General features: G+C 68.5%; 17 protein-coding genes and 2 pseudogenes. 2 read left to right on the top strand and 17 right to left on the bottom strand.

Translation table 11 applies throughout. The features are described from left to right. Positions 1–167 precede the first annotated feature (167 nt). The gene (locus tag ACIOC0_RS02590) at positions 168–6,455 is read left to right on the top strand and encodes a hypothetical protein (protein WP_402151415.1); all 6,288 of its coding nucleotides are present in this window, start codon (positions 168–170) and stop codon (positions 6,453–6,455) included. Next, a complete protein-coding gene (locus ACIOC0_RS02595) occupies positions 6,427–7,140 on the top strand; it encodes a hypothetical protein (protein WP_402151418.1) in 714 nt (237 codons plus the stop codon). Before ACIOC0_RS02590 ends, ACIOC0_RS02595 begins: the two co-directional genes overlap by 29 nt. Positions 7,141–8,305: 1,165 nt before the next feature. Here ACIOC0_RS02595 and ACIOC0_RS02600 read toward each other — a convergent pair. The 17 genes and pseudogenes from ACIOC0_RS02600 to ACIOC0_RS02680 all read right to left on the bottom strand — a co-directional run bounded on the left by ACIOC0_RS02600 (position 8,306) and on the right by ACIOC0_RS02680 (position 21,475). Further along, positions 8,306–8,533 (bottom strand): hypothetical protein, encoded by a 228-nt coding sequence (locus ACIOC0_RS02600; protein WP_402151421.1) that lies wholly within the window; start codon positions 8,531–8,533, stop codon positions 8,306–8,308. Between the two features lie 65 nt (positions 8,534–8,598). Next, positions 8,599–9,717: a DnaB-like helicase N-terminal domain-containing protein gene (locus tag ACIOC0_RS02605; RefSeq protein ID WP_402151424.1), complete on the bottom strand. Its 1,119-nt coding sequence runs from the start codon at positions 9,715–9,717 to the stop codon at positions 8,599–8,601. Then, a complete protein-coding gene (locus tag ACIOC0_RS02610) occupies positions 9,717–10,988 on the bottom strand; it encodes a DNA cytosine methyltransferase (RefSeq protein WP_402151427.1) in 1,272 nt (423 codons plus the stop codon). The genes ACIOC0_RS02605 and ACIOC0_RS02610 overlap by 1 nt, the downstream gene beginning before the upstream one ends. After that, positions 10,985–11,848 carry a hypothetical protein gene (locus tag ACIOC0_RS02615; protein WP_402153159.1) on the bottom strand — a complete coding sequence of 288 codons (864 nt, stop codon included), beginning with the start codon at positions 11,846–11,848 and terminating at the stop codon, positions 10,985–10,987. The genes ACIOC0_RS02610 and ACIOC0_RS02615 overlap by 4 nt, the downstream gene beginning before the upstream one ends. A 97-nt stretch (positions 11,849–11,945) precedes the next feature. Continuing rightward, positions 11,946–12,422 (bottom strand): hypothetical protein, encoded by a 477-nt coding sequence (locus tag ACIOC0_RS02620; protein ID WP_402151430.1) that lies wholly within the window; start codon positions 12,420–12,422, stop codon positions 11,946–11,948. Then, positions 12,415–13,254: a tryptophan synthase subunit alpha gene (trpA, locus tag ACIOC0_RS02625; RefSeq protein ID WP_402153161.1), complete on the bottom strand. Its 840-nt coding sequence runs from the start codon at positions 13,252–13,254 to the stop codon at positions 12,415–12,417. The genes ACIOC0_RS02620 and trpA overlap by 8 nt, the downstream gene beginning before the upstream one ends. Then, positions 13,251–13,721, bottom strand: a complete 471-nt coding sequence (locus tag ACIOC0_RS02630; RefSeq protein WP_402151433.1) for a hypothetical protein — start codon at positions 13,719–13,721, stop codon at positions 13,251–13,253. The genes trpA and ACIOC0_RS02630 overlap by 4 nt, the downstream gene beginning before the upstream one ends. Positions 13,722–13,916: 195 nt before the next feature. Next, positions 13,917–14,519 (bottom strand): hypothetical protein, encoded by a 603-nt coding sequence (locus tag ACIOC0_RS02635; protein ID WP_402151436.1) that lies wholly within the window; start codon positions 14,517–14,519, stop codon positions 13,917–13,919. A 182-nt stretch (positions 14,520–14,701) separates the two neighbouring features. Then, positions 14,702–15,160 carry an XF1762 family protein gene (locus tag ACIOC0_RS02640; protein WP_402151438.1) on the bottom strand — a complete coding sequence of 153 codons (459 nt, stop codon included), beginning with the start codon at positions 15,158–15,160 and terminating at the stop codon, positions 14,702–14,704. Continuing rightward, positions 15,157–16,951 (bottom strand): annotated as a pseudogene (locus ACIOC0_RS02645) (type IV secretory system conjugative DNA transfer family protein). Before ACIOC0_RS02645 ends, ACIOC0_RS02640 begins: the two are co-directional and overlap by 4 nt. A gap of 70 nt (positions 16,952–17,021) precedes the next feature. After that, a pseudogene (locus ACIOC0_RS02650) lies at positions 17,022–17,357 on the bottom strand (DUF317 domain-containing protein); the annotation flags it as partial. Then, positions 17,354–17,878 (bottom strand): hypothetical protein, encoded by a 525-nt coding sequence (locus tag ACIOC0_RS02655; RefSeq protein WP_402151441.1) that lies wholly within the window; start codon positions 17,876–17,878, stop codon positions 17,354–17,356. The gene ACIOC0_RS02655 and the pseudogene ACIOC0_RS02650, both read right to left, overlap by 4 nt. Positions 17,879–17,952: 74 nt before the next feature. Then, entirely contained in the window at positions 17,953–18,774 is an 822-nt protein-coding gene (locus tag ACIOC0_RS02660; protein ID WP_402151444.1) for a DUF317 domain-containing protein, read from the bottom strand. Continuing rightward, complete coding sequence (locus tag ACIOC0_RS02665) at positions 18,765–19,121, bottom strand: hypothetical protein (protein WP_356307311.1); 357 nt, start codon at positions 19,119–19,121, stop codon at positions 18,765–18,767. The genes ACIOC0_RS02660 and ACIOC0_RS02665 overlap by 10 nt, the downstream gene beginning before the upstream one ends. Before the next feature lie 29 nt (positions 19,122–19,150). After that, a complete protein-coding gene (locus ACIOC0_RS02670; RefSeq protein WP_402151447.1) occupies positions 19,151–19,957 on the bottom strand; it encodes a DUF317 domain-containing protein in 807 nt (268 codons plus the stop codon). Further along, entirely contained in the window at positions 19,954–20,337 is a 384-nt protein-coding gene (locus ACIOC0_RS02675) for a hypothetical protein (protein WP_176119225.1), read from the bottom strand. Before ACIOC0_RS02675 ends, ACIOC0_RS02670 begins: the two co-directional genes overlap by 4 nt. A 379-nt stretch (positions 20,338–20,716) precedes the next feature. Next, a complete protein-coding gene (locus tag ACIOC0_RS02680) occupies positions 20,717–21,475 on the bottom strand; it encodes a hypothetical protein (RefSeq protein ID WP_402151450.1) in 759 nt (252 codons plus the stop codon). Between the last annotated feature and the right edge of the window lie 316 nt (positions 21,476–21,791).

Consider the following 21,791-nt stretch of genomic DNA (forward strand, 5'->3'; position numbering starts at 1 on the left):
GCTGTCTTGAATCCGCGTCGATCGTTTCGGACACGATGCGTCGGTGGATGCGTTGCCGGAATCAGGGAGACACGAGTAGCGTGTGCAGGCTTGTGCCGTCTTGGTCTGTGGTGATGTGAGGGAACCTTTGCCCGATTCCGTCGCTTTGAGGTGTGCCGGGAGTGGGCATGCCTGACACCGATCTTCTGCGTGCGAGCCGTGACGGCGATCAGTTCCACTATCACTGGGCGGCTCGGCAGGCACTGAAGCTATTGCTCCCTGGTGCAGAATTGACTGCGATCGCCATCGAGGGCGTGTCGCAGGATGACACGGCGGGGCGCGACGGTGAAGACGTCATTGACATCGCCGAGTACTACGGCGCGACCGGACTTCGCGAAGCGAACCGCGTGGTGTATCGCCAGCTGAAGCATTCGACTGCGCGGGCCACCGAGGAGTGGACCGTGTCGGGACTTGGCGGCACCGTCAGCGGATTTGCAGAGAAGTACCGACGAATCAAGCTGGAGTCGCCGGGACTTGAGCGGAAGGTCATCTTCGAGTTCCTATCCAACCGGCCGGTCCGCGACTCCGTTCTGCGTGCGATCAGAGTTCTGGCAGGGGGCGGTGAGCTCGGCGACTACGCTCACGAGGTCAAGTTTCTCAAACAATATGCGGGGTTCTCGGACGACGCAGACGGCGAAGCCGGTTTCTTCAATCAGCTGCAAGTGGATCCCACAGCGCCAGGCTTGCTGCGACTCGAAGGGCTGTTCCGGCTGGATCTAGCCGGATTTCTGCCCGGCGCTGCCGATGTGCAGCCGCTTCTGCTGAAAGAGATGATCGCGCGACGCGCGACCTCGCTGGAGACGAATCACGTCGTCGACCGCTCCACTGTGCTTACTGCTCTCGGGGTGCCACCAGAGCGCCTTCTGCCTGCCCCCAACCTCATCGACCTGCCCGGACGCGTCATTGTGACTCCGCAGACTCGTGCGATCGTCGATGACATCGTGCGGCTCGCCCCGCGGCCTGTCATTGTCCACGCGGCCGGCGGTGTAGGGAAATCTGTGCTTACCACGCAGATTGAACGGAACTTGCCGGCGGGCTCCATCACTCTCGTCTACGACTGCTTCGGGAACGGGAGTTACCGTCGCTCCAGCTCGCCCCGCCACCAGCATCAACAAGGCTTGGTCCAGCTGGCTAATGAGCTTGCTGCGCATGCCCTTTGCGATCCGTTGATTCCGGCCGGTACGGCCCAGCCGGCCGATTACGCGAAGGCATTCGTGGTGAGAGTCCGGCGCGCGGCAGAAGCCATCGCGGCCTCCACCCCGGGAGCGCTCTTGGTTCTCGTAGTGGACGCGGCCGACAATGCGGCTCTCATCGCGAGAGATGGTGGTGAGCGCGCCTTCGTCGCAGACCTGTTGCGGGAGGCGCTACCGGACAACGTGCGACTCGTCATGCTGTGCCGCACCGAACGCGTCGATCTGCTGGAACCACCGCCTGGTGTCCACAGAATCGAGCTCGCGGGATTCGGCGTCGCCGAATCCAGGCAGCATTTGGCGTCGGTGTTCGGAGTGGTCACGGAGGCACAGGCGGCCGAGTTCCACCGTCGTACCGGCGGCAACCCCCGGGTCCAGGCGTTCGTTCTTAGCACGACGTCGGACCTCGAGTCCTGTCTCGCCTCTCTCGGGGAGGCGAGACATCCCGACGTCTCCTTGCTCGACGAACTCCTGCAGGGCTTGGTGGACCAGTGTAAGGACGCCAACCACCATCTGAGTGCGGAGATCGACCGACTGTGCGAGGCCATGGCCGCACTTCGGCCGAGGATCCCCGTAGGCGTTCTGGCCGAGCTGTGCGGCGTGCCGGCCTCGGTCATCCACAGCTTCGCAGCGGATCTCCGCCGCCCTCTGCTCGTCGATGGTGACGCCCTGCAGTTCCGTGACGAACCGACCGAGACTTGGTTTCGAACGAGGTATCGTCCGACCGGCCAGTCCCTGATCGACTTCATTGACCGCCTGACGCCGCTCGCCGCAGGCGAACCGTATGTGGCAGCTTCTTTGCCGCAACTGCTGTGGGAGGCCGGTCAGGTCGACACCCTGGTTGAGCTGGCGATGACCGACGGCGCCCTCCCCGAGGGGGACGATCTGGAACAACGGGAGATCGCTCAGCAGCGGGCTCAGTTCGCCCTCAAGGCCACGCTACGCGTGGGCAAGGAATGGGAGGCGGCCCGGCTTGCAATCAAGGCTGGAAGCCTGGCCGCCGGGCACTCTCGTCGGCTTCATCTGCTGAGGAGCAATACCGACCTGGCGGGCGCGTTCCTGGACGCCAGCACGGTCGAAGACATGGTGGCGAACCGTAGCCTTGCCTCGGACTGGCCAGGTTCCAACCTTCACTTCGAAGGCTCCTTGCTCTCGTTCGCCGCAGGCCAGACCGACTTCGCCCGCAGTCGACTGCGCAGCGCGGCGGAATGGCTCAAGGCATGGGTGCGGCGGCCTGACGACGACGATCCGCACCGACACCACGTCACCGCGGCGGACATTGCTGAAGTCGCCTTCGGACTACTCAACACCGACGGTGTGGAGGCGTGCGCCGAGTACTTGGCCCGATGGCGCCCCAATCGAGTTGGCTTCGAAGCTGGAGTGATCATCACTACCCGGCTAGCCGACTCGGGCCGTACTGAGGAACTGGAGGCCCTCGGTCACGCGGCCACGCGCTTGAAGTACCTCCAGTTCGCCGTCGCCTATGCCGCCTGGCAGGCCAACCTCGTGTGCCAGGCACCGCTTGCGCGGCGCCTGGTGAGAATGCTGAAGCGCCAACACAGACCCGTCTCCTTTCGCCGACATCCGGGTGTCCCGGAGGAGAACAAGGCACTTCCGGCGGTCGGTTGGATCATCGCCATGGGGCTGCGCCACGGCGTGCTGTCGGACGCGGAGGCCGAACGGATCCTGCGTCTCAATCTCCCTGACGACCTGGGCCGGGGTGCCGGAAGCCGCTACGGCCGCAACACCGACACACTTGCCCTCCTGTGCGGCTTCGCACTGCTATCGAAGATCCGGAGGCAGCCCTTTGACGCAGACATGCTTGCGGGTGACGACGTCCTGGAAGTGCGGCAACATCCTCATACGTACTCGCGCACACTGAACGACCACGAGCAGAGCGTGGTGCCCCTCGGTGCCTGGGCGAGCCTCTGGACCGACTGCCTAGTCGGAGCCTCCGGCGACACAGAAGTCCCGTTCCGGGATCTCGTGGCCTCCATGCCGGGACAGCATGGTGGACATGAGGTGCCGTACTTCCTCTATCGAGGAGTCGCGCGACTCGGTGTCCGGATTCTCGCCTTCGGCTCGTCCGACGTGACGCGTCAGCTCCTGCTCGACTGGTACCGGGCCACGCAGAGGAACATTGCAGATGAAGTCCTGATTGACGCCGTCCGCGCAGCGGCCCCCGTCGATGAATTGCAGCACATCGCTGTCGAACTCGCGGAGTCCGTCGCTGCGTCGCTCGACACCACACAGGACAGTGCTGAGTACAAGGCGGAGCAGATGGTGAAACTCGCTCGCGCAGTCCAGCGATTTGACACACGCGAGGCTCACGCCTACTTCACCAGGGCGATCGATCTGACCGACCGCGTGGGCGACGACGTACATGTGCTGTGGGGGAGCGTCCTCGCCGTCGCTCGCCGAGCCTCCGAGGGCAATCACGACGACGATCGCCGCGCATATCGCGTTGCACAGCTTGCCGAGAGCATTCAGCCCTATCTCGGGGACGGAATGGATCACGCCGCGGTCCTGAGCGTCATGGGCCGCTTGAACCCGACGACCGCGACAGTCGTCGCCTCCCGTTGGCGTGACCGTCGGTTGTGTACTGAGGGTCCGTTCATTCAGGCACTTCTCGACGAGGAAACGGGCCCGCTTGCTCCCTCCGCGGTCACTGCTCTGGCGACGGTGCCGTTCGACGAGTACCGTGTCGGCGCCCTCCAGCTCGTTGAACGAGCCTTTCGCGAGGCTCCCGACGACGGCGAACGCATCGCCGGGATTCTGGGAGAGTTCCTGCGTGCACGTCGTTTCAGCAGCGAGTCCTTCGAACGCCTTGACCACGCCACCAGCGAATTGGGCATCGACCTCTCCGGCACGTTGTTCGCCGTCCGGTCCCGCAACATCGCGTTCCCAGCGTCGTCCGGCTACAGCTCTCCCCGGTGGACGCGGGGTGAGGAGGACGAAGGGCGGATGGCGCGTACGCGACAGTTGGAGGCTGCCCTAGCAGCGTGTGATCTATCCATCCAGGAGGGCTGGGAGATGGCTCGCCAACTGGTACGCGGATCGGACCACTTGCTGCGTATGGAGCAGGTCATCGACCACGCGGTTAGGGTCCCCCTGCGCCAACTCGACGACATGCTCATCGCATTCCAGTCCAACCCCCACCTCAGCACCTTCGACTACACACATCTGGTCCAGAGGCTGGAAGAGCTGCCCTTGCTGCCCCTGGCCGCCCGCCAGCAACTACGTCACCTCGCTGACATGGTCACCACGCGGTTCAGCCGGGAACTGACCACAAAGGGCTACGAGCCGATCAACCTACAAGGGCTCGCCGGTCTGGCCGGCACACCTGATGCGGATCTGCTCGGAACGGCACTCCGGGAACTCGGTTCGCAGCCTGCTGCGTTCCTCCCCGAGGAGTGCTACTACCTGGCGGCCCGGCTCGCTCCCCGGCTCACCGGCGTACAGGCGCAGGTCGTCCTGGACGACTTCGGGACCATGCTGGCCGGCCTCGCCCCCGACGATTCGGCCGACGGGAGGTTCGCCGATCTTCCCGCCAAACCAGCAGCGGCTGCAGAATGCTTCGCAGGCTATCTATGGGCGGTTCTCGGTGACCCCGAGCCCGGCGCTAGGTGGCGGGCGGCGCACTGCGTCCGACTCCTCGCCGAACTCGGTTGCCAAGAAGAACTCGACGCGCTGCAGCGCTTCGCGCTGGGCACTCTTGACGTCACCCCGTTCCACGATGCTCATCTGCCTTTCTACGACCGACACGCCCTCCAATGGCTACTCTTCGCCCTTGCACGCGCCGCTCAGAACACGGCAACGCATCAAGGACTGATCGAATTCGAGCCGTTGCTGCGTAAGGTCGTCTTCGATGACGAACCGCATGTCGTGATGCAGGAGAGCGCGAAAGTGATCTGCCTCGCCCTGGCCTCTTCCGGCTACGGAAGTCTGACAGCAGACGAACTCGACATCGTGCGCAGCATCAACAGACCGAAGAATGTTGTCAGCCAGTCATGGGCTGAACGCAGGGCAAGGGAACCGAGTGACGCGGATGAGGGATCCCTCGCACTTGAGCCGAGCGATTTCCGGTTCGACTGGGACTTCAAAGACCGCTGGTGCAAACCGCTAGGGGAGGCTTTCGGGATCTCAGAGGAGACGGTCCTGCGACTCGTCGGGCACACCATCACGGCCACCTGGCAGCTCGCCTGTCGTGGCGTACATGAGGACGACCCGCGCTACGCGCTTAAGTTGTACAGGGAAGGAAGCACCTTCGCCCACCATACGACCTGGCCGGACGCCGACGATCTGGACTTTTATCTCTCCACCCACGCCGTGTGGACTGTCGCCGGGGAACTGCTGAAGACGCATCCCGTGTACCAGGACAGCGAGGCGGACACAGACCTGTTCACCGACTGGCTCGGTGACTTCCTACTCACGCGCGACGACGGCAGATGGCTTGCCGACCGGCGAGACGCCTCGCCCCAAAGCGTCTTCCAGGGACCATACGACTCACCAAGACCCGACTGGATCTGGCGGTTGAACAGCCAGCACTTCAGTGAGCGTCTCCTGGCGAGCGACGGGTGGGTCACGGTCTGGGAGAGCTCCGACGACACGAGCTATGAGGCCGCGCAACAAGTCCTGATTCGCAGCGCTCTGGTCACTCCCGAAAAGGCCAGGGCGCTCGCGCTCGCCCTGCAGACCGCCCCTTCGTACATGGCATACCGAATCCCGGACGCCGACGACAGCGAGTACCAGTTCGATACCCAAGGCTTCCAACTGACGGGATGGATTGCCGTCCCGGACGGCCGCGAAGGCCAGGACAACAGAGACCCGCTAGCCGGCGGGGTCCGGTACCCGCCGTACCGGCCCGTTGAGGAATTCGTCGGTCTGCTTGGGCTGGAACCGGACGCAGACATGCGCGAATGGACCCGTGCCGACGGCCTCGCCCTCCGCAGCACTGTCTGGGACGACACAGCCGCGACCAGCTCGGACCGAGTAACAGGAACTGAGGGACAGCGGCTGGAAATCCGGCGCGATGCCCTCCAGCAAATCCTTTCCCTGACCGGACGTAGCATGATCGTTGAAGTGATGATCGACCGCACTCATAAAGACCACAATGAGCCCTACTCGGTGAGGTACGACCAAGACGATGACGAATCCCTCCCCCCACGCGAAAGGTCCTACAAGATTTACCTCTTCGATGACTCCGGAAGATGCGGAGAGCTTTGAGCGCACCCTCGAACTGGGCAAAGAGATCGCAGCTAGCCTCCCGGACCACGATGTACTGGGCCGATGGATGGCCCACCACATCGGCGACTTGATCATCCGCGCCGAGACAGCCTCTGAGGCGGAAGTTGACGACGTACGGCGTGAAACGGCGACCGCTGTGCTCGCGCTTTGGAACCACCGGGCGGCACTCCCCATCTCCAGACCGCCGCTCGACACGTTCGAGCCCGTCTTCACCGCTCTGGAACGGCTGAGCGAGCCTCAAGACCCGTGGGGCTTCTACCGGATGTTCCAGCGGGGGAGTGAACCCAGCGAGGACGACATGGCAGCAGCGCCGCTGCTTCGGATCGCATTGAACCTTGAGGAGATCGTCCGCCGCGTCGTACGTACGATCGTCACAGTCGCTGCACGGGAAGCCGCCGACAGGGAGGCGAAGTGGCTGAGGCTCTCTGACCATGTCGAAGACGACGAGCAGCGAGCCGCCCGGGATGCGATCCTCGAGTTGGCACGGACCCTCGAAACGTACGCCGGTGATGCTGACGGTCAACCAGCAGCGGGGGATGCCGGGCTCTCGAAGTTGATCACTGACCTCCTGCGTGCCGAGGCTCAGCTCGCAGAAGCCCGGGGAGCACTTGAGGACCGTCTGCCCGGGAATCGGTCTGAGAGAGAGTCCGGCGGTCCTGTCTGAGGGCGGGGACACCTGTTGCTGCTGATTGACCTCGGCAGTTCATGACGGCCTCATGCAATTGGCGCACTGTTTCGGCGTGTTGTGCTGAGGGGCAGCGCGGGCATGCCTCGTCGATCGGTGGGGTGCCGTCGTCGCCTTCCTCAACGTCTCGGCGCCAACGATCATGTCCAGGTTTCGGGAGCATTCAGCTGGATGCCCAGATATGGGTCAAGCTTTTGGTGTGTGCTCCGGTTGGAAAGCACTTCTACAACAACCTCGCCATGATCGCCCTGCCCCCGTCCCCGGACTGAGGCACAATTGATCCTTGACGGACTTGGTTAGTCAGATGAGGTGGACTGTCCAGGCACGCTCGTGGTCGCGCGTGAAGAACGCCATTACGGCAAGCTCCTGCCGCTGCGTCAATGACATGCTAGGGAGTTTGTTCAAGGCGTCTCGTGTGACGACTGGGGCCGTGCTGGGTTTGGAGTGATGAACAACGCGAGGCAGCGAAATTCGCTATTAGGGCCCCCAAACTGGGTGTACGGAAGCCAGGCGAGTGTGTAGGTGCCTCGCAGAACTCGGGTGTTGTCCGGGAAGGAACCGCCGGCCCACAGCAAGGTGCCGCTCAGTTCGCGCCCGTGGTGGATACGGAACTCCTCGTCCCTGGTGGGCATCCTGCTTTGCCTGGGGCGCCACAGCGCCGCCTCGTTTGTGATGAGTAGGGCCAGCCCGTTCTGGTCCTCGCGGTCGCAGAAGCGTTCCAGTCTTGCTACGTCCCGCAGGAAGTCCCTACGTGCGACGTCTGGGGCATTGTGTCCGCGCAAGGCGTACTCCTCGGGAGGCGTCCCTGCTGTACCCGACCATTGTCGGGTCACGTACTTGAACTCGATTGCCGTACGGCCCGCCGGCCCCAGGCACAGTAGGTCCAGGTACTCCGAGGCGTTTCTTCCACGCACCGGGACCTCGAGACGGCACCTGACCTCCGGTGCGACCTCGCCTACAGCGAGGGCGAAACTGTGCTGGAGATCGGCCTCGGAGTGGAATACCGGCCGCCGCGCGCGCAGACACTCCAGGACTTCGTCCAGCGTGGCGCTACCCGCGATCGTCTCCAGGGTGGCGGGTGGGGGCGGGGGTGTTGGCATCGGCGTGACCATGACGCCATTGAAGACTGTGCGGCCTGCCCATGTCAGCTGACGTCGACTACCGGCGACAGGACGTCGGCCACATCGCTGGATGCCGAAGCGCGGTCGATGCGGGCCAGGACCAGGGCGTTGTCAGCGAGGACGGCCCAGTCGGCGGCCTCCAGAGCCATGAGAGCGATGCGGGCCTGGCTGCCGGTCAGGGCAGCGGTCACGGCGCTGGGATGGGTTGGGTTGGTGTCGAGGCGGACGTGAGCGTCGATGGAGGTGGTCACGGTGGGTGTCGTCTCTTCTGCCGGTGGCCGGGCCTTCGGGTCCGGCCACCGGCGTGAGTGGGGTGCTATCGGATTGCTCGCGCGGCGCGGGCGGCGTGAGCGGCCGTCGTGGTCGGCGGGCCGGCGCGAGTGGCGGGTGCCGGACGCGGCCCTGGTGGCGGGACAGTTCCGGTGGCGTGCTGCCAGCGGGTGCGAACGGCGCTGATGTCGGCGAGGGAGCGGCGGGCGCCCACCACAAGCTGGAACGGGGTGTTCGCCGGGTCTCCGGCGTACGCCGAGATGCGCCGGCCAGCGTGATCGGCGGTGGCCAGGAGGGAGCGCTGTAGGGCACGTTCGCCCCAGTGCTCCACGGAACCGGCCGGTTCGGCCAGCAGGCGGAGCACCTCGTCGGGTTCACTCGCGTTGTCGAGTAGGCCGCGCTGTAGGGCCTCCCATAGGACGGTGACGGGGTCGACGGGCTCGCGGCGGCGGGCCAGGGCGGTCAGGCATTGCCACAGGCCGGCGTGCAGGGGCCGGGTGAGGTCGTCGGGGAGCAGCCACCGGACGGACTCGACGGAGGCGGGGTGGGCAGTGGCGGTCGCGAGCAGCAGTTGCTCCTCCTCGACCGCCTCGGTGTGGTCGGTGGTGATGGCCGGCGGCGGTGCCGCGGTGCGTGGCAGCACTCCGGCGCGCGGCGGGAACCGGCTCGCGATGTCGTCCACGACCGCGGTGAGCGCTTCGGCCTCGGCGAGCACTATCTCGACTGGGTGCGGGTGGGTGGCGTCGTCGACGCTATGGATGAGGCGTTCGGCGGCCGTCTGCAGGCGCCGGCGGGCGTGTTCGGCCTCGACCATCCGTGCGTAGGCCGGTGCGTGGCGGGGCCAGGGGCAGACCTGGATGAGGGTGTGCAGGTAGGAGGCGGTCAGTCCGCGCGCCTGTTCGCGCCCCGCGGCGAGCACTTGGTCGAGCCATTTGGTGTTCTTCGCGTGCTCGGCGGGGTCGGGCGGAGGCAGGGTGCTGATGGCGGTGAACAGGGCGGCGTGCGCGGCGGTGGAGAACGAGTCGGCGGCGATGCCGGTCACGTCGCCGAGGCGGTGTGGATGAAGGAGGAGGGCGCCGAGGAGGGCCTGCTCGACGTGGAACACCGGCTGCGGCGGTGCGATGGCGTCGAGGTGGTCTTCTTCGGGTTCGGGGACGTGGGGCATCAGGCTGCGAGGGTGAAGTCGTCGGGGTTGAGGGTGACGCCGAGGTGCGGGGCGAGGAGGTGGCCGGCGAGCAACGGCGGTACGGCGTTGCCGATCTGGGAGAACTGCTGGCCCTTGTTGCCGGCCCAGGGGTAGTCGGCGGGGAAGGTCTGCAGGAGGCCGGCCTCGCGGGCGGTGATCCGGATCGGCTCGGGTACCGCTGACGTGTCCGTGTCCTCGGTCGGAGGTGAGGCTGGTTCGGCGACCCAGGTGCACTCGTTCGCGCGGTGCCCGAAGAACAGTGTGCCCGCCGGCTCGGACAGCGGGCGGACGGTGGCGTTCGCTTGGTTGTTGCTGCGCAGGGACCAGGACCAGCGGTGTGCGTCGGCGGTGAACGTCGGCGCCGGAGCGTCGGCGGCACGGTTCTGTCGTGTGCCGTGCCGTGCCTTCCAGCCAGTTCCTTCGCGGCGGGACTGCAGGAGCACACCGTCCGGCCTGGGCATCCAGGTGCCGCGCTCCCGGGCGTCGGAGAGGGACTTGCGGGAGCCCGAAGGGAACGGTTCGGGTCCGCCGCCGGGTCCGCCGCCGGCGCAGACGGTGGGAACGGGCCGATCAGTCGCGCCCCATCCGAGGGCCTCGGCCATGCTGACCCAGCGGGCGCGGCCCGGACCGAACAGCGAGTCAGGCTCGGCGACTTGGGCGTGGGTGGGAGTTGGAGGCTGTGCCGTACGGACCCGGGAGGCGATCAGGATCGCTCGCCTGCGCGTCTGTGGAACGCCGAAGTCGGCGGCGTTGAGGATCCCGTACCAGACCGAGAAACCCCAGCCGCGCAGAACGGCCGCGTACTGCTTCCACAGCGGCAGAACGTCCAGCACCTCCTCCATCGCGACCCACTCGGGCTCTCCGACCGTGTTTAGGGCATGCAGGTAGCGCATCGGCTCGGCCGCGAGCAGGGAGCGCTCGTCGCGGCAGGCGGCGAGGAGACGCTCGCGGGTGTCACGGCCGACGGCGAGGTCCTCCACCGCCGTGTGCACCAGCGGCTGGTCGAGCAGGCCGAGGCGTTTGCCGGCCATGCTCCATGCCTGGCACGGCGGGGAGGCGATCAGCCCGCGCGTGCGGCCGAGGAAGGGCCACGTCGGATACATGGCCACGTCGGTCCGGATCGTCAACTGCCCGGCGGCCACGCGCGTCTTGCAGGCCCATTCGTCCCATTCCAGGCCGACGTCGCGCACGCCGAGGACGCCCAGTGCCCTGCTCCAGCCGCCCGGCCCCGCGAAGATGTCGAGTATCACGTGGCCAGCCCGAAGTCGTCGCGGGTGAGCACGTCCGTGTCCCCGCGGCACGCCCAGGGGGAGCAGCCGTCCATGACGCCGTTCTCCAGCGCGTCGGCTTCGTCCGCGTCTATGCGCAGTGCTGCCCGTTCGGCGGCGGTGACGTGGTCGATCGGCGCCTGGCTCAGCGGGACGCGGGAGCGGTGCAGGAACGCCTCGCCGAGCAGTCGGCTGCCCGAGGCGTTGGCGCGGGCATTGCCCTGCCGGATGGCCGCATCGAATTCGACGACGTCCGCCCACTCGGAAGGGGACGTGTCCCTGATGTGCCTCCACTGCGCATTTCCGTGGAACGGGCATCCCAGGCAGCTCGATTTCGGTGTCTTCGCCAGCCCGAGCGAGGTCAGGTAACGAACGCAGTCCGCTCTGCTCCAGCCAAGGTCCAGGAGTGGATGCCGGTTGCGCATGTATTTCACGTCGGCGTCTTTGGCGCGGTGGAACTCGTCGGTGGAGATCCCCACCCACTGCTCAACGAACACGCCCTTGGGGATTCGCGAGGGGTAGGGGTGTCCGAGGAGTTCGCGTACCTTCTGCTTTATTGGTTTCACCTTGTATTCGCCGGTGCACTGCCTGCGGGTCATGCCGGGCCGCCCGTCCTTATTCAGGATGTGCAGGGGCATGGAGGCGAAGTGGTGGTCCGGGTTCAGGGCGTCGCTGCGAATGTTTCCGGCTGAGACGCGGAGGACCGGTATGCCGGCGGGCTTGGCTATCTCCTGTTCCAGTCGGTCCAGGTGGGCGTAAACGGCTTGGGGTTCCCATCCGGTGTCGGCGAATATCGCGTAGTCGACCTTCGGGAGGATCCCTTCTGCTGAAAGGGCGAGCAGGGTGCTGGACTGAACTCCCGCGCCCAGGGAAAGGGCACGGAATTGAGGCTGATCTGAAATGGTTTGTCCTGGAGATGGGGAAATGGGGGGCGCGCCCTCAATGAGGCTGGTGCGTCAGCCGGCTGGGCGGGATTAGCCGGTCGCGGTGTATGGCGTGGTGGAGGGCGGGGATGCGGTCGAGGAGGTCGGTGGCCGACTCGATGAACTGCTGTGGTGAGGGGCGGATGAGGATGGCCGGCCCCTTCGTGGCGTTGGCTCGGCGGCGTTGGTTCTCCACGGCGCGGGCGAGGGTTGCGGTCAGTTCGGCGCTTGCGTCCTGGGCGGCCTTGGCGATCTGCGCGATGTGGTCGAGGAGCAGCAGCTTCCCGGCCGTGGTGTGCGGCGTGTGCTGGGCGAGGTCAAGGAACAGCCACAGGGCGGCGCTGGCGAGGTCTTGGGCGTCGGTGATCCGCGCGGCCAGTGCGTGCGCGTGGCCGATGGCGTTGGTGCGCAGGGCTCGGTGCAGGACAAGGGCCTCGGCCACGATCCGGTCGAGGGCCTCGGTCAGGGTGGAGCGATCAGAGCGATCAGGCACGGGGCTCCGTGAGGGTGGTCGGGTGCAGGGCTCGGGCGAACGCGGCCGTCAGGTCCGGGGCTTGGGCAGGGTCGGTGGCCAGGGCGCGGACGACGGGGGTGCCGATGACGACGGCGTCCACCAGCGGGGCGACGCGTGCGGCGAGGGCTGGGGTGGAGATCCCGACTCCCGAGACCACGGGCACTGGGCTCGCGGCGCGTAGGCGCTGGGTGAAGCCGGCGAGTCCGGGGATGTCGAGCTGGCCTCCGTAGCCGGTGGAGGCCGTGGTGGCGGGTGCGTAGAGCCATCCGGAGGCGCCGGCGACCGCGGCCGTGAGGAGGGGGTCGGGGGTGGTGCGCGGGATGAGGTGTGGGGTGCGAAGGCCCGTCGCTCGTGCGTTTTTGTGCCAGTGGGCCGTTTGGTGGGCGGGCAGGTCGACGATCATCACGCCGGCGGCGCCGGCGTCGGCGAACAGGCCGGCCACGTACGCGGGGCCGTGGCGGCTCACGGGCTCCCAGTAGGTCATGACAACGGTCGGCCGGAGGCTGGCGGCGTGTTCGACGGCGCGCACCGCGTGGTCGAGGGCGTTTCCGCTGCGCAGGGCGCGGTGGTAGGCGGCCTGAATGACGGGACCGTCGAGGGCTGCGTCCTCGGTGGGCAGGCCGACCTCGAACAGGTCGGCACCTGCGTGCGCGAGCTGATCGAGGTGCTGGCGCTGTGCGGTTGCCGGGTGCAGGCCGGCGGGGACGAACACGCCCAGCGCACAGGATCCTTGGGTGAGGTAGGTCTGGAGGGGATCGGCGGTGGCCAGGTTGGTGCCTTTCCCGGCGGGTGGGCTGTCGCCGGAGGTCAGCGGCGGCGCCCGGCCGGTGGAGTCGTGGGCGCGGGTGGGCTGGCGGTGTGGCGCGGTTGCGCGGCAGGCGGCACGGGCGCGGCGGGCTGGCTGCTGAAAGCGGGTGCGACGGCGTCGAGGATCTTGGTGACCTGCTGAGCCTGGTCGTGGGCCTCCCGGAGCTGCTCGGCGACGCTGTCGGGGAGCCGGTCCCATTGAGTCTGGTACTGGTAGCGCTGGATGATCTCGGTGGCGTTGCGCAGCTGCTCGGCGAGCTGTTGCAGGATCGCGGTCTGCTGCTCGGGGGCGGTCGCGGTGTGGGTGGCCTGCAGGAGCGCGTCAACGGCGGTAGGCAGCGCATCGTCGTCCGTGGGAAGGCCGTGGAGCTGGGCGTGCAGGGCTTGGGCGAAGACCGTCACGGGGCCGCCGCAGGAGCCGTGGTCGTACTTGGCTGCCGCCTGTCGGCGGACGCTGAAGCTGACGGTCACATCACGGGGAGCGGCGCCGGGGTGGATCTGGTCGGCAAGCGCGCAGGCAAGGTCATGCGCGCTCGGGGTCTCGGATGACGTGGCAAGACTCCAAGAGGGATAGCGGTCAACGGCTGGAGTGCGAAGGTGTGTACCGCCACGCGCCCTTGACCGCGGCTCGACGATCGTTCACACCCGACCCCACCCGCGTGGGGGTCAACGGGTGTGACGGCGGGTCGAAGGCGTGGTCGGTGTGCGGATGGCGGCAGATGACGGGCGGCGGGGAGCGGGAGGGATGTCGGCCGGCGTGGGGATGCCGAGGTCGACGCGGACACCGAGACCGTGGGTGTAGGCGTGGGTTTCGGCAGCTGCCACGGCGCCGAGTAGGCCGCGCGCGTCCAGCCCGTCCGGCGGTCGATAGGACAAGCCGTTCGCCACCGGGGTGAAGCCGTGCTGCTCCAGGAGGGAACGCGCGGCGGCAGTCCTGGCCGTCACCGCCACGGCGCCGGCGCTGAAGTGGAAGCGGATCTCAGGATCGGCGACGGGACTGTCGGGGCTCCAGCGGGTCGTCCAGCAGAGATCGACCAGGTCGTGGGTGTGGGCCAGGAGCCCGTACATCGCGATCCCGGCACGCTCGTGCGCGTCCTGGTCAGTGCCCGGCGGCAGCAGGTAGAGCGTGCGGCCGAGGTGCTCCCGGGCGCGGAACCCGGCCTCGGTCAGCAGCCGGTCGGCATCGCGGATGCGGCGGTTGATGACGACGAAGGTGTGCCCGTCGTCGGTGGACCCGATGAACACATCGGGGAAGTCCAAAAGAGACACGGTGGTCCAGGGGATCGGGGAAACGGGATCTGGCGGCTGTTTCAGCGGGCCCGGCGAGCCTGCACGTGGTGGTACCGCGCCTGCTGAGCGGGACGGCCGCGGCGATGACCGCGTCCAGCGCTGCTGACGGACGTCATGTCGTCGCGTTCGTGGGATGCGTAGGTGCCGATGAGCGTGTCCTGTCAGGGCGCTTGCCACAGTGTGCGAGCGATCTGCGAGGTTCCGCGGTCCGTCCGCGGCCGGGACGGCGTGTGCCAGCCCGGCCTTGGAGGACGGTGGGCCAGGATGCGCCACCCGGCGCCGCGCAGCGAGGCTCCGCTCTCCCCTGCCTTCGTATAGGTGATCAGCCGCCGGTATCCGAGCGCTTTGGCCGCTCTCCAAGCAGCTCCGTACAGCAGGGAGTTGGCGTTGCGTGTGCCGTCACTGGCGGTGCGGGTGACTTCGAGGGTGATGCCGTCGTCCAAGTGGCGGGCGACAGGGCGGCCGACCACGGCCACGGCGCGCAGGATGTTGGCCTCGTCGGCGGCACCGAGGGAGAAGATCTGTCCGGCGGGCGGCGGGTGGTGCCGGTGCCAGAGGCGGACGAACTCCTTGGCGTCCCGAGAGCGGACGGGCACCAGGTGCAGGCGCGATTCGCTCACGCCGCGGGCCCGAAGTTGGACTGGACCGGCGCGTGCTTGGCGATGGCCCGGGCGGTGATCGCCTTGGATGCGCGGTCGGACGCCGCGGACAGTTCTGCCGCGCCGGGCTCTTGGTACCACGGGCGCAGGTCGAGCATGGCGGCGCGCAGACCGGTGGCGAAGCAGAGGGCCGTGCCCTTGGGCAGGGCGCGGATCTCGTCGGCGGGAAGGATCCGCTGCTGTCGCATCGACACCGAGGTCGACTTGCCGGACTCGGAGTGCGAGGTCGAGGTGGTCTCGACGTCGTGGTCGCCGATCAGGCGGGACAGCTTGTCCGCGAAGTCGGGGTCGTCGATACCGGAGCCGATGACCTTGACGGTAGAGGCGGACCACATGGCGTCCATGCCGGCGTCCCCCCAGACCTTCTGGCCCTGGCGGTAGGACTGCAGGATCGTGATCGGGATGATGCCGCGCGACCCGAGGTGCGAGTACAGGTCCGGAAGGTCCGAGATCTTGCACACGTTGGCGGCCTCGTCGAGGATCGCGAGCATGGGCGGGTCGAGGCGTCCTCCGGCGCGTTCGGCCTGGGCGGTCGCGGCCCGCATCACCGAGTCCGCGCACGCGGCGATCAGCGCCGAAGCTCCGCCTCCGCCGTCCTTGCTCAACAGGAACAACGTGTCGGTGGAGGTGACGAACTCCGACGGCCTGAACTCCGGGACGTTCTTCTGCGGGGTGACCCAGGCGGCGATCTCGCGGTTGAGCAGCGCGGCGGCGTACTGGCGGGCGGTCTCGTAGATGCCGTCCCGGGTTTCCGGCGGTCCTTCCACGGTGCCCTTGAGCTGGGCGGCAACGGCGGTGAACCCGTGGTCGCGGAGGATGTCGAGCGGGGTGCGGTCGGCGGGGAAGGCCAGCCACTGCATGACGTCGGTGATCGGCCGCTCGTCCAGGGCTGCGGCGAGGAAGAGCTGCGCGAGGATGTTGGATCCGGCCTTGGACCAGAAGTCGCCCTGTTGGGAGGCGTCCACGGAGGCGGCGAGGAAGTGGCCGGCCAGCCGCCCGGCGCCGTCGAGGGTTTTGGCGTCCGCCAAGGGGTTCCACCACATCTCGCGTGCGGCGTGCGCGATCTGCTGCGGGTCCATCGACCATACCCGTCCCACCGTGGCGCGGGCGTCGTAGGTGGCGGTGAACGCATCGCCGGCGGCCTTGTTCGAGGTCAGCAGGACCGGGCCGGGCGCGGCGAGGATGGAGGGGATCGCGAGCGAGGTGGTCTTGCCCGAGCGGGGCGCCATGATGGCGACGGCCACGTCCTCGTAGCCCATGCGGATCTCCTGCTTGGTGCCCTGCAGGTTGCCGAGGAGGATGCCGGTGTCGCGGGCCTCGATGTGCTTGGCGTCCTTCAGGCTCGGGCGCAGGGAGCGGGCCTTGTCGGTGATCGCCTTGGCCATCATCGGTTCGATGTCCCGGGCCTTGGCCATGCCGGTGATCTTCTTCTTCTTGGCCGCCGCTGCGGTTCTTGTGCCGGGCCCACAGGATGCCCGCTGTTGTCCCGAGGGCCAGGAGGAGGAGAACGGGAACGATGCGTGCCCCGATCAGCAGGGATGTTTCTCCCGCGTGGGGCCAGAGGCGCTGAGGGTGGAGCAGGGCGGTGGTCGGCTGGTACGGCGCCCAGCTGCCTCCGGTGAGGTAGGCGGTGATGTTGCCGGACAGCCAGGCGAGGTGGGACAGGGGGACGACGAGGGCTGCGACTCCGATCAGGAGGCGCAGGACGATGTCGTACCCGTCGCTGGAACTGTTGGAGGAGGTGGGGGGCAAAGAATTACGTGCCTTCCGGGCGGGGGCGGGGCATTCAGCGGCTGCGGCTGTTCCTGGCCGGCGGCTGGCGCGGCGGGCCTGGAGTTGCCAGCGGGACGTCGCTGAAGGCGGCGATGAGTTCGACCGGGGTGCGGGCGCCGAAACTCGCGTACCAGGCGGGCCGGTCCGGCTCCGCTGCATGGTTGAGGGTCCACCACTGTCCGTCGGGATCGGGTTCCAGGCGCAGGAGGGTCTCCTGGTCCGGGCTGGAGAGCAGGACGCGGGGTATCAGGGGGTCGTTGCCGTGGCTCCAGCCGCAGGCGCGGTGCAGGGAGACGGTGATCCAGGCGGGGGCACCGCCGCCGACCAGGTGGCGCGGCGTGATGAAGTCAACCTCGACGGTCTCGGGAGTCGGGGGCGTGCTCACTTCCGTGCCGTAGCTCGCCGGTCTGGCGCGGTGGCCGGGGCCGGTGTCGGTGTGGGGGCCAGGGGTGAAGGGGCTTTGCGGGCGGCCGTGTTGATCTCGCAGAGCGCCTTGCCGTGGGTGGCCCAGTCGTCGAGGTAGCTCCACGATTCGGCGTGATGTGCGGCGAGTGCGTCGTCGAAGTCCGGGGTGCCGGGCTTGGCGGGGGCGGGGAGGGCGTCGCGGGTGAGCAGCCATTGCTCGTGCAGTTCGTCGAGTCGGTCGAGGGCGTCGCGCAGGACGCCCAGCTGGTAGACCCAGCGGCTCTGCACGTTGGTCTCCGGGAGCTGGGCCAGTTGCGTTTCGGCCGTGGCCAGCAGGTGACGGGCGCCGTACCGGAGCGGCTCGAATGCCTCGGCGGTGTCGGCGTCGCGCTGGCTGGCGCGCAGGCCGTAGGCGTGGTCGTCGTAGGGCCATCCGTCGAGGTCGGTGTGCTCGTCGGAGTAGGCGTCCCAGGCGTCGAGGATCTTCTTGCTGTCGCTCACGTAATGGTCGAGGTGACGGAGGAGGGCGCGGTGTGCGCGGTGATCGGCGGAAATGGGAAAGGGGTCCTGTCGGTTCAGCGGCGGGCGGCCGGCTGGGCGGTGTGGGCCTTTGCCGGGGTCGGTGCGGGTTTCGTCTGCTGCCTGCGGGCGGAGCGTGCCCGGGCACGGAGCGACTCGATACGGGCGGTGTGGGCGTCGACCACCTGCTGCGGGCGCAGCGGGCTGGGCTCCTGCACGGCGCTGTAGTGGCCGGTGCGGTCGTACATGCCGCGCTGGAGCGGGCTGCGGTCGGCCAGCGCGGTGAGGAACGATCCGACATGGTGGGCGGGGACGTCCTCGTCGAAGTAGGCGTGCCAGATGCGCGGGCCGGGGAACTGCCCGTCGCCGGGCTCGCAGGTCTCAACGTGCCAGGACGACCGGCCACTGAATTCGCTCAATGGGCGCAGTTCGATGTGGCACATGGAGTCCGGCGAGCGCGCCGTACCGTCTGCGTCGCGGTGCCAGCCCGCCGAGGTCACCGGCTGCCACGGGTCTGGCTGTTGTGGCGGCGGGGCGATGAGGGCATCGGTGAAGCCGGCGAGGACCTCGGCGGGCACGAGTTCACCAAACTCGGCGTACCAGCCGGGCTCGGTGTCGGTGGGCTCGGCCCGCAGCCGCCACCACGCAGAGGTGGCGGACTGCGGGTCGAACTGGAGGCTGTGGCGGAGGTCGGGACTGCGCAGGACGATCTCGGCACTCAAAGGGTCGGAGACGGCGCTCCATCCGGCGGCGGCCAGGCCGTGGGTGACGTGGCGGGCATCCCCGGGGCCGGCGAGGTGGCGGGGACTGGTGTCGAAGGGGATCCGCCAGGCGTGCTTGTCGGCGAACCCGGCGAGCTGCCGTTCGCTCAGCGGCACCGGCCGCACCCCGGCTCACTCGAGGCGGCGCTGACGATCTGCTTGCGCAGCTCGTCCAGGACGTAGTGGAGCATGTACTGGTCGGTCTGCACCCACGCGGCGGCACGCAGCTGGGTGACCAGATCGCTGATCTTCTCGCTGCGCGGTGTGTTCGGGTGGCTCTGTACGGCGCGGGCGAGGGCGCGCAGGGTGTCGCCGAGTTGGATGGGCAGGCCGGTGTATTCGTCGAGGAGGGGTTCGACGAGAGCGAGCGCCTCCTTGGGGTCGGGGTTCTCGCGCAGGTATTCGGTGAGGCGGCACAGGGTGTCGGTCGCGGCGCGGATGGTGTCCGGGGTGAGTGAAGGCATCGGGCCCCTCGGGGTGGTGGGTGTCGTGGTCAGCGGCGGGTTCGTGTGCCGTCGGCTGCGGCGGCGTGGGCGCGGGCGGTGGTGCGCGGTCTGGTGCTTCGGGCGCTGTTGCGGGCCCAGGTGGCGGCTCGGGCGGCCGTGATGCGGGCCTGCTGCCAAGCGCTGAGTTGGGAGGGCTTGACGGATACCGACCAGGTGCGGATCTGCGCGCTGTGGGGTACGCGTCCGCGCGGGCGCATCACGGGGTCGGGGCTGGCGAGTTCGGTGGAGAAGGCTTGCACGAGGTGCATCGGGGTGTTCGGCGTGAAGTGGGCCGTCCAGCCGTTGCCTTGCTTGTCCTGCGCTCCGCTCCACCACATCGCCGCCCCGTCGGGGTTCTGGCGGTACTGCATCCAGGCGGTGCCATCGGGGCTGGTCGCGACGTAGTGTTCGCCCTCGAAACGCGTGTGCCAGTTCTGCTCCTGCAGCGGGGCCCAGACGTTGGGGGCGTGGGCGGAGCGGGGACGGGTGAGGGCGTCGGACAGGCCGGCGACGACCTCTACCGGGGCCTGACGGCCCAGGTGCGCCGACCACTCGCCGCTGGCCCCGTCTGCCCGGCCGTGGATGGTCCAGCCGCCGGGAAGGACGTAAGGGTCGTAGGCGACGCGGACGGTCCGGTCCGGGCTCTCCATAAGCAAGGGGCCGCCGGTCTTGGACTTGTCCCGCCAGCCCGAGGCGCGCAGGAACTCCGAGACGTGCCGGACGTCGCCGCCGCCTGCCAGGGCACGGGGCTGGACGAGGTAGTGCTGCTCGGCCTGCTCGCCGGGCCCCCAGCCCTGCCACTGCTTCTTCTTCACCGGCGCCGCCGGACCACGAGCGGTGCGGGCATCGGCGGCTTCGCCGCGGTGGTGGCGGGCTGGGTGCTGACGTGCTGCAGGGCGTCCTTGTGTTCGTCCAGGTCGAGGGTGATGTCGTGCAGTTCGTTCGAGGCACGGCCCAGAGCGAGCCACACCTCCGCGGGGAGCGCGCCGCGCTCTGCCTGGTCCTTGGCGAACACGCTTCCGGTGGCGACGAGGTGAGTGACGCCACCGAGAACTCCGACGTCTGGGTCGAGAACGCGGGCGATGACCTGCGCGGCCTGGGGTGGGGGAAGCTGCGAGAGGTGGTCGGTGAGCTGGCCGAGCTGGCGGGTGATCTCGTCGGCCAGTCTCACCGGATAGGGGGCGGGGTGGGACATGCTCCTCCGGGGCGGTGAACGGTCAGTGGTGGTGGCGCTGCCCGACGCGCTGTGACTCGGCGAGGACGGCCTCCGGGCGGGCGCCGGCCAGCGGGGAGGCGTGGTCGGGTCCGGTCGGAATGCAGGCGCGCAGATTGCGGCGGAAGAGGGCCGTGGCGAGTCGGGGCTTGAGCCGTTTGCTGATCGGTGGGGGTGTGCGGGGTGCTACGGGTTTCTCCGGGAGTCGGGCGGTGTGCTAGGCGGCCCCGGCGGGGTGCCGGGGCCGCCCGGGCGTCTTACGGGGTACGGCGGGCCGGTGCGGAGCGCGCCGGTGCCGGTAGGTGGCTTCGTCGACCGGTCAGGAGCAAGGCGGGGAGACCGAGGTTGGCCTCCGCCTGCTTCACCGAGACCTGGTGGCTGGCGTACGGGTGCCGGCCGGTACCGGCGGCATGGATGCCGGGGCGGAGGTGGGCGCGGTCCGGGCTGCGGGGTGCTGGAGGGCAGTGCCGATGCCGAGGGCGTCGAGCTGCGGGCCGATCTCACGCAGGGCGCGGGCCTGGACCCGGGTGTCGTCACCACCCAGGCGGTAGATGCCGCTCTGCGGGTCCCGGATAAAGCCGTGGGCGACGAGGATGGCGCCGGCCCGGTCGTCGGCGGGGGCGGTGGCGACGCTGCCGTCCGGCTGCCAGGTCAGGACGATCCGGTCCGGCTGGGAGGGCTGGATGCCACCCAGGGCGTTGTGCCGGACCTGTGCGAGCGCACGGTCGTAGCGGGCGAGCAGATCGCCGGCGACCTGCTCGGCACCCAGGAACGGGTCGTCTGCCAGGGCGACGCCGTTGGGCTCAGGGACAGCCCGGTACGCCTTGTCGGGCAGGGCGCGCGGGGCGACGGCGGCGAGAAGGAAGCCGTCGCGTCCGTCGTGCCGGTCCAGGAGGACGAGTTGGGCGCCGTCGGGGCGGCTCAGGACGGCTGCCTGCGTCAGCGGGTGCTCGGCGAGGGAGGCGGCGACCAGGTCCAGGTCCCAGATCCGGTCGGCGAGTTCGGCGAGGTCGTCTTTGGCGTCGGCTGTCAGGTGCGTGCTGGTCCAGGTATCGGGGAGTTCACCGGCGAGGACGTCGGCGTACGAGGCGAGGTGCTCGGAGGTGTCGTGGTCGTGCATGGTGTCCTTGGGCAGTTGCAGGGGCTCAGCGGCGCAGGCGGGTGGCACCGACGGGCGGCGGTGCCGGGGCCGGCAGTGCACGCGGCGGGGGTGGGCAGGCGCACACGGCGGAGCGTTCGGGCTCGTGGTCGGGCACCTGCTCGGCGCAGGGGCGGCGGCCGGGGTGAGGGCGTGCCGGTCGGCCAGCCGTTCGCGGGTGTACGCGAGGTCGGAGTGGATGACGCGGACGTATTCGTCGGCGAGGTAGCGCAGGCGCCGGGCGGTGTGCGGATCGGTCGCGTTGCGAGTCCGTCGAAGAACTCCGCCAGAGCGCCGA

The organism is Streptomyces sp. NPDC088254 (assembly GCF_044740925.1).
Taxonomy (GTDB): domain Bacteria; phylum Actinomycetota; class Actinomycetes; order Streptomycetales; family Streptomycetaceae; genus Streptomyces.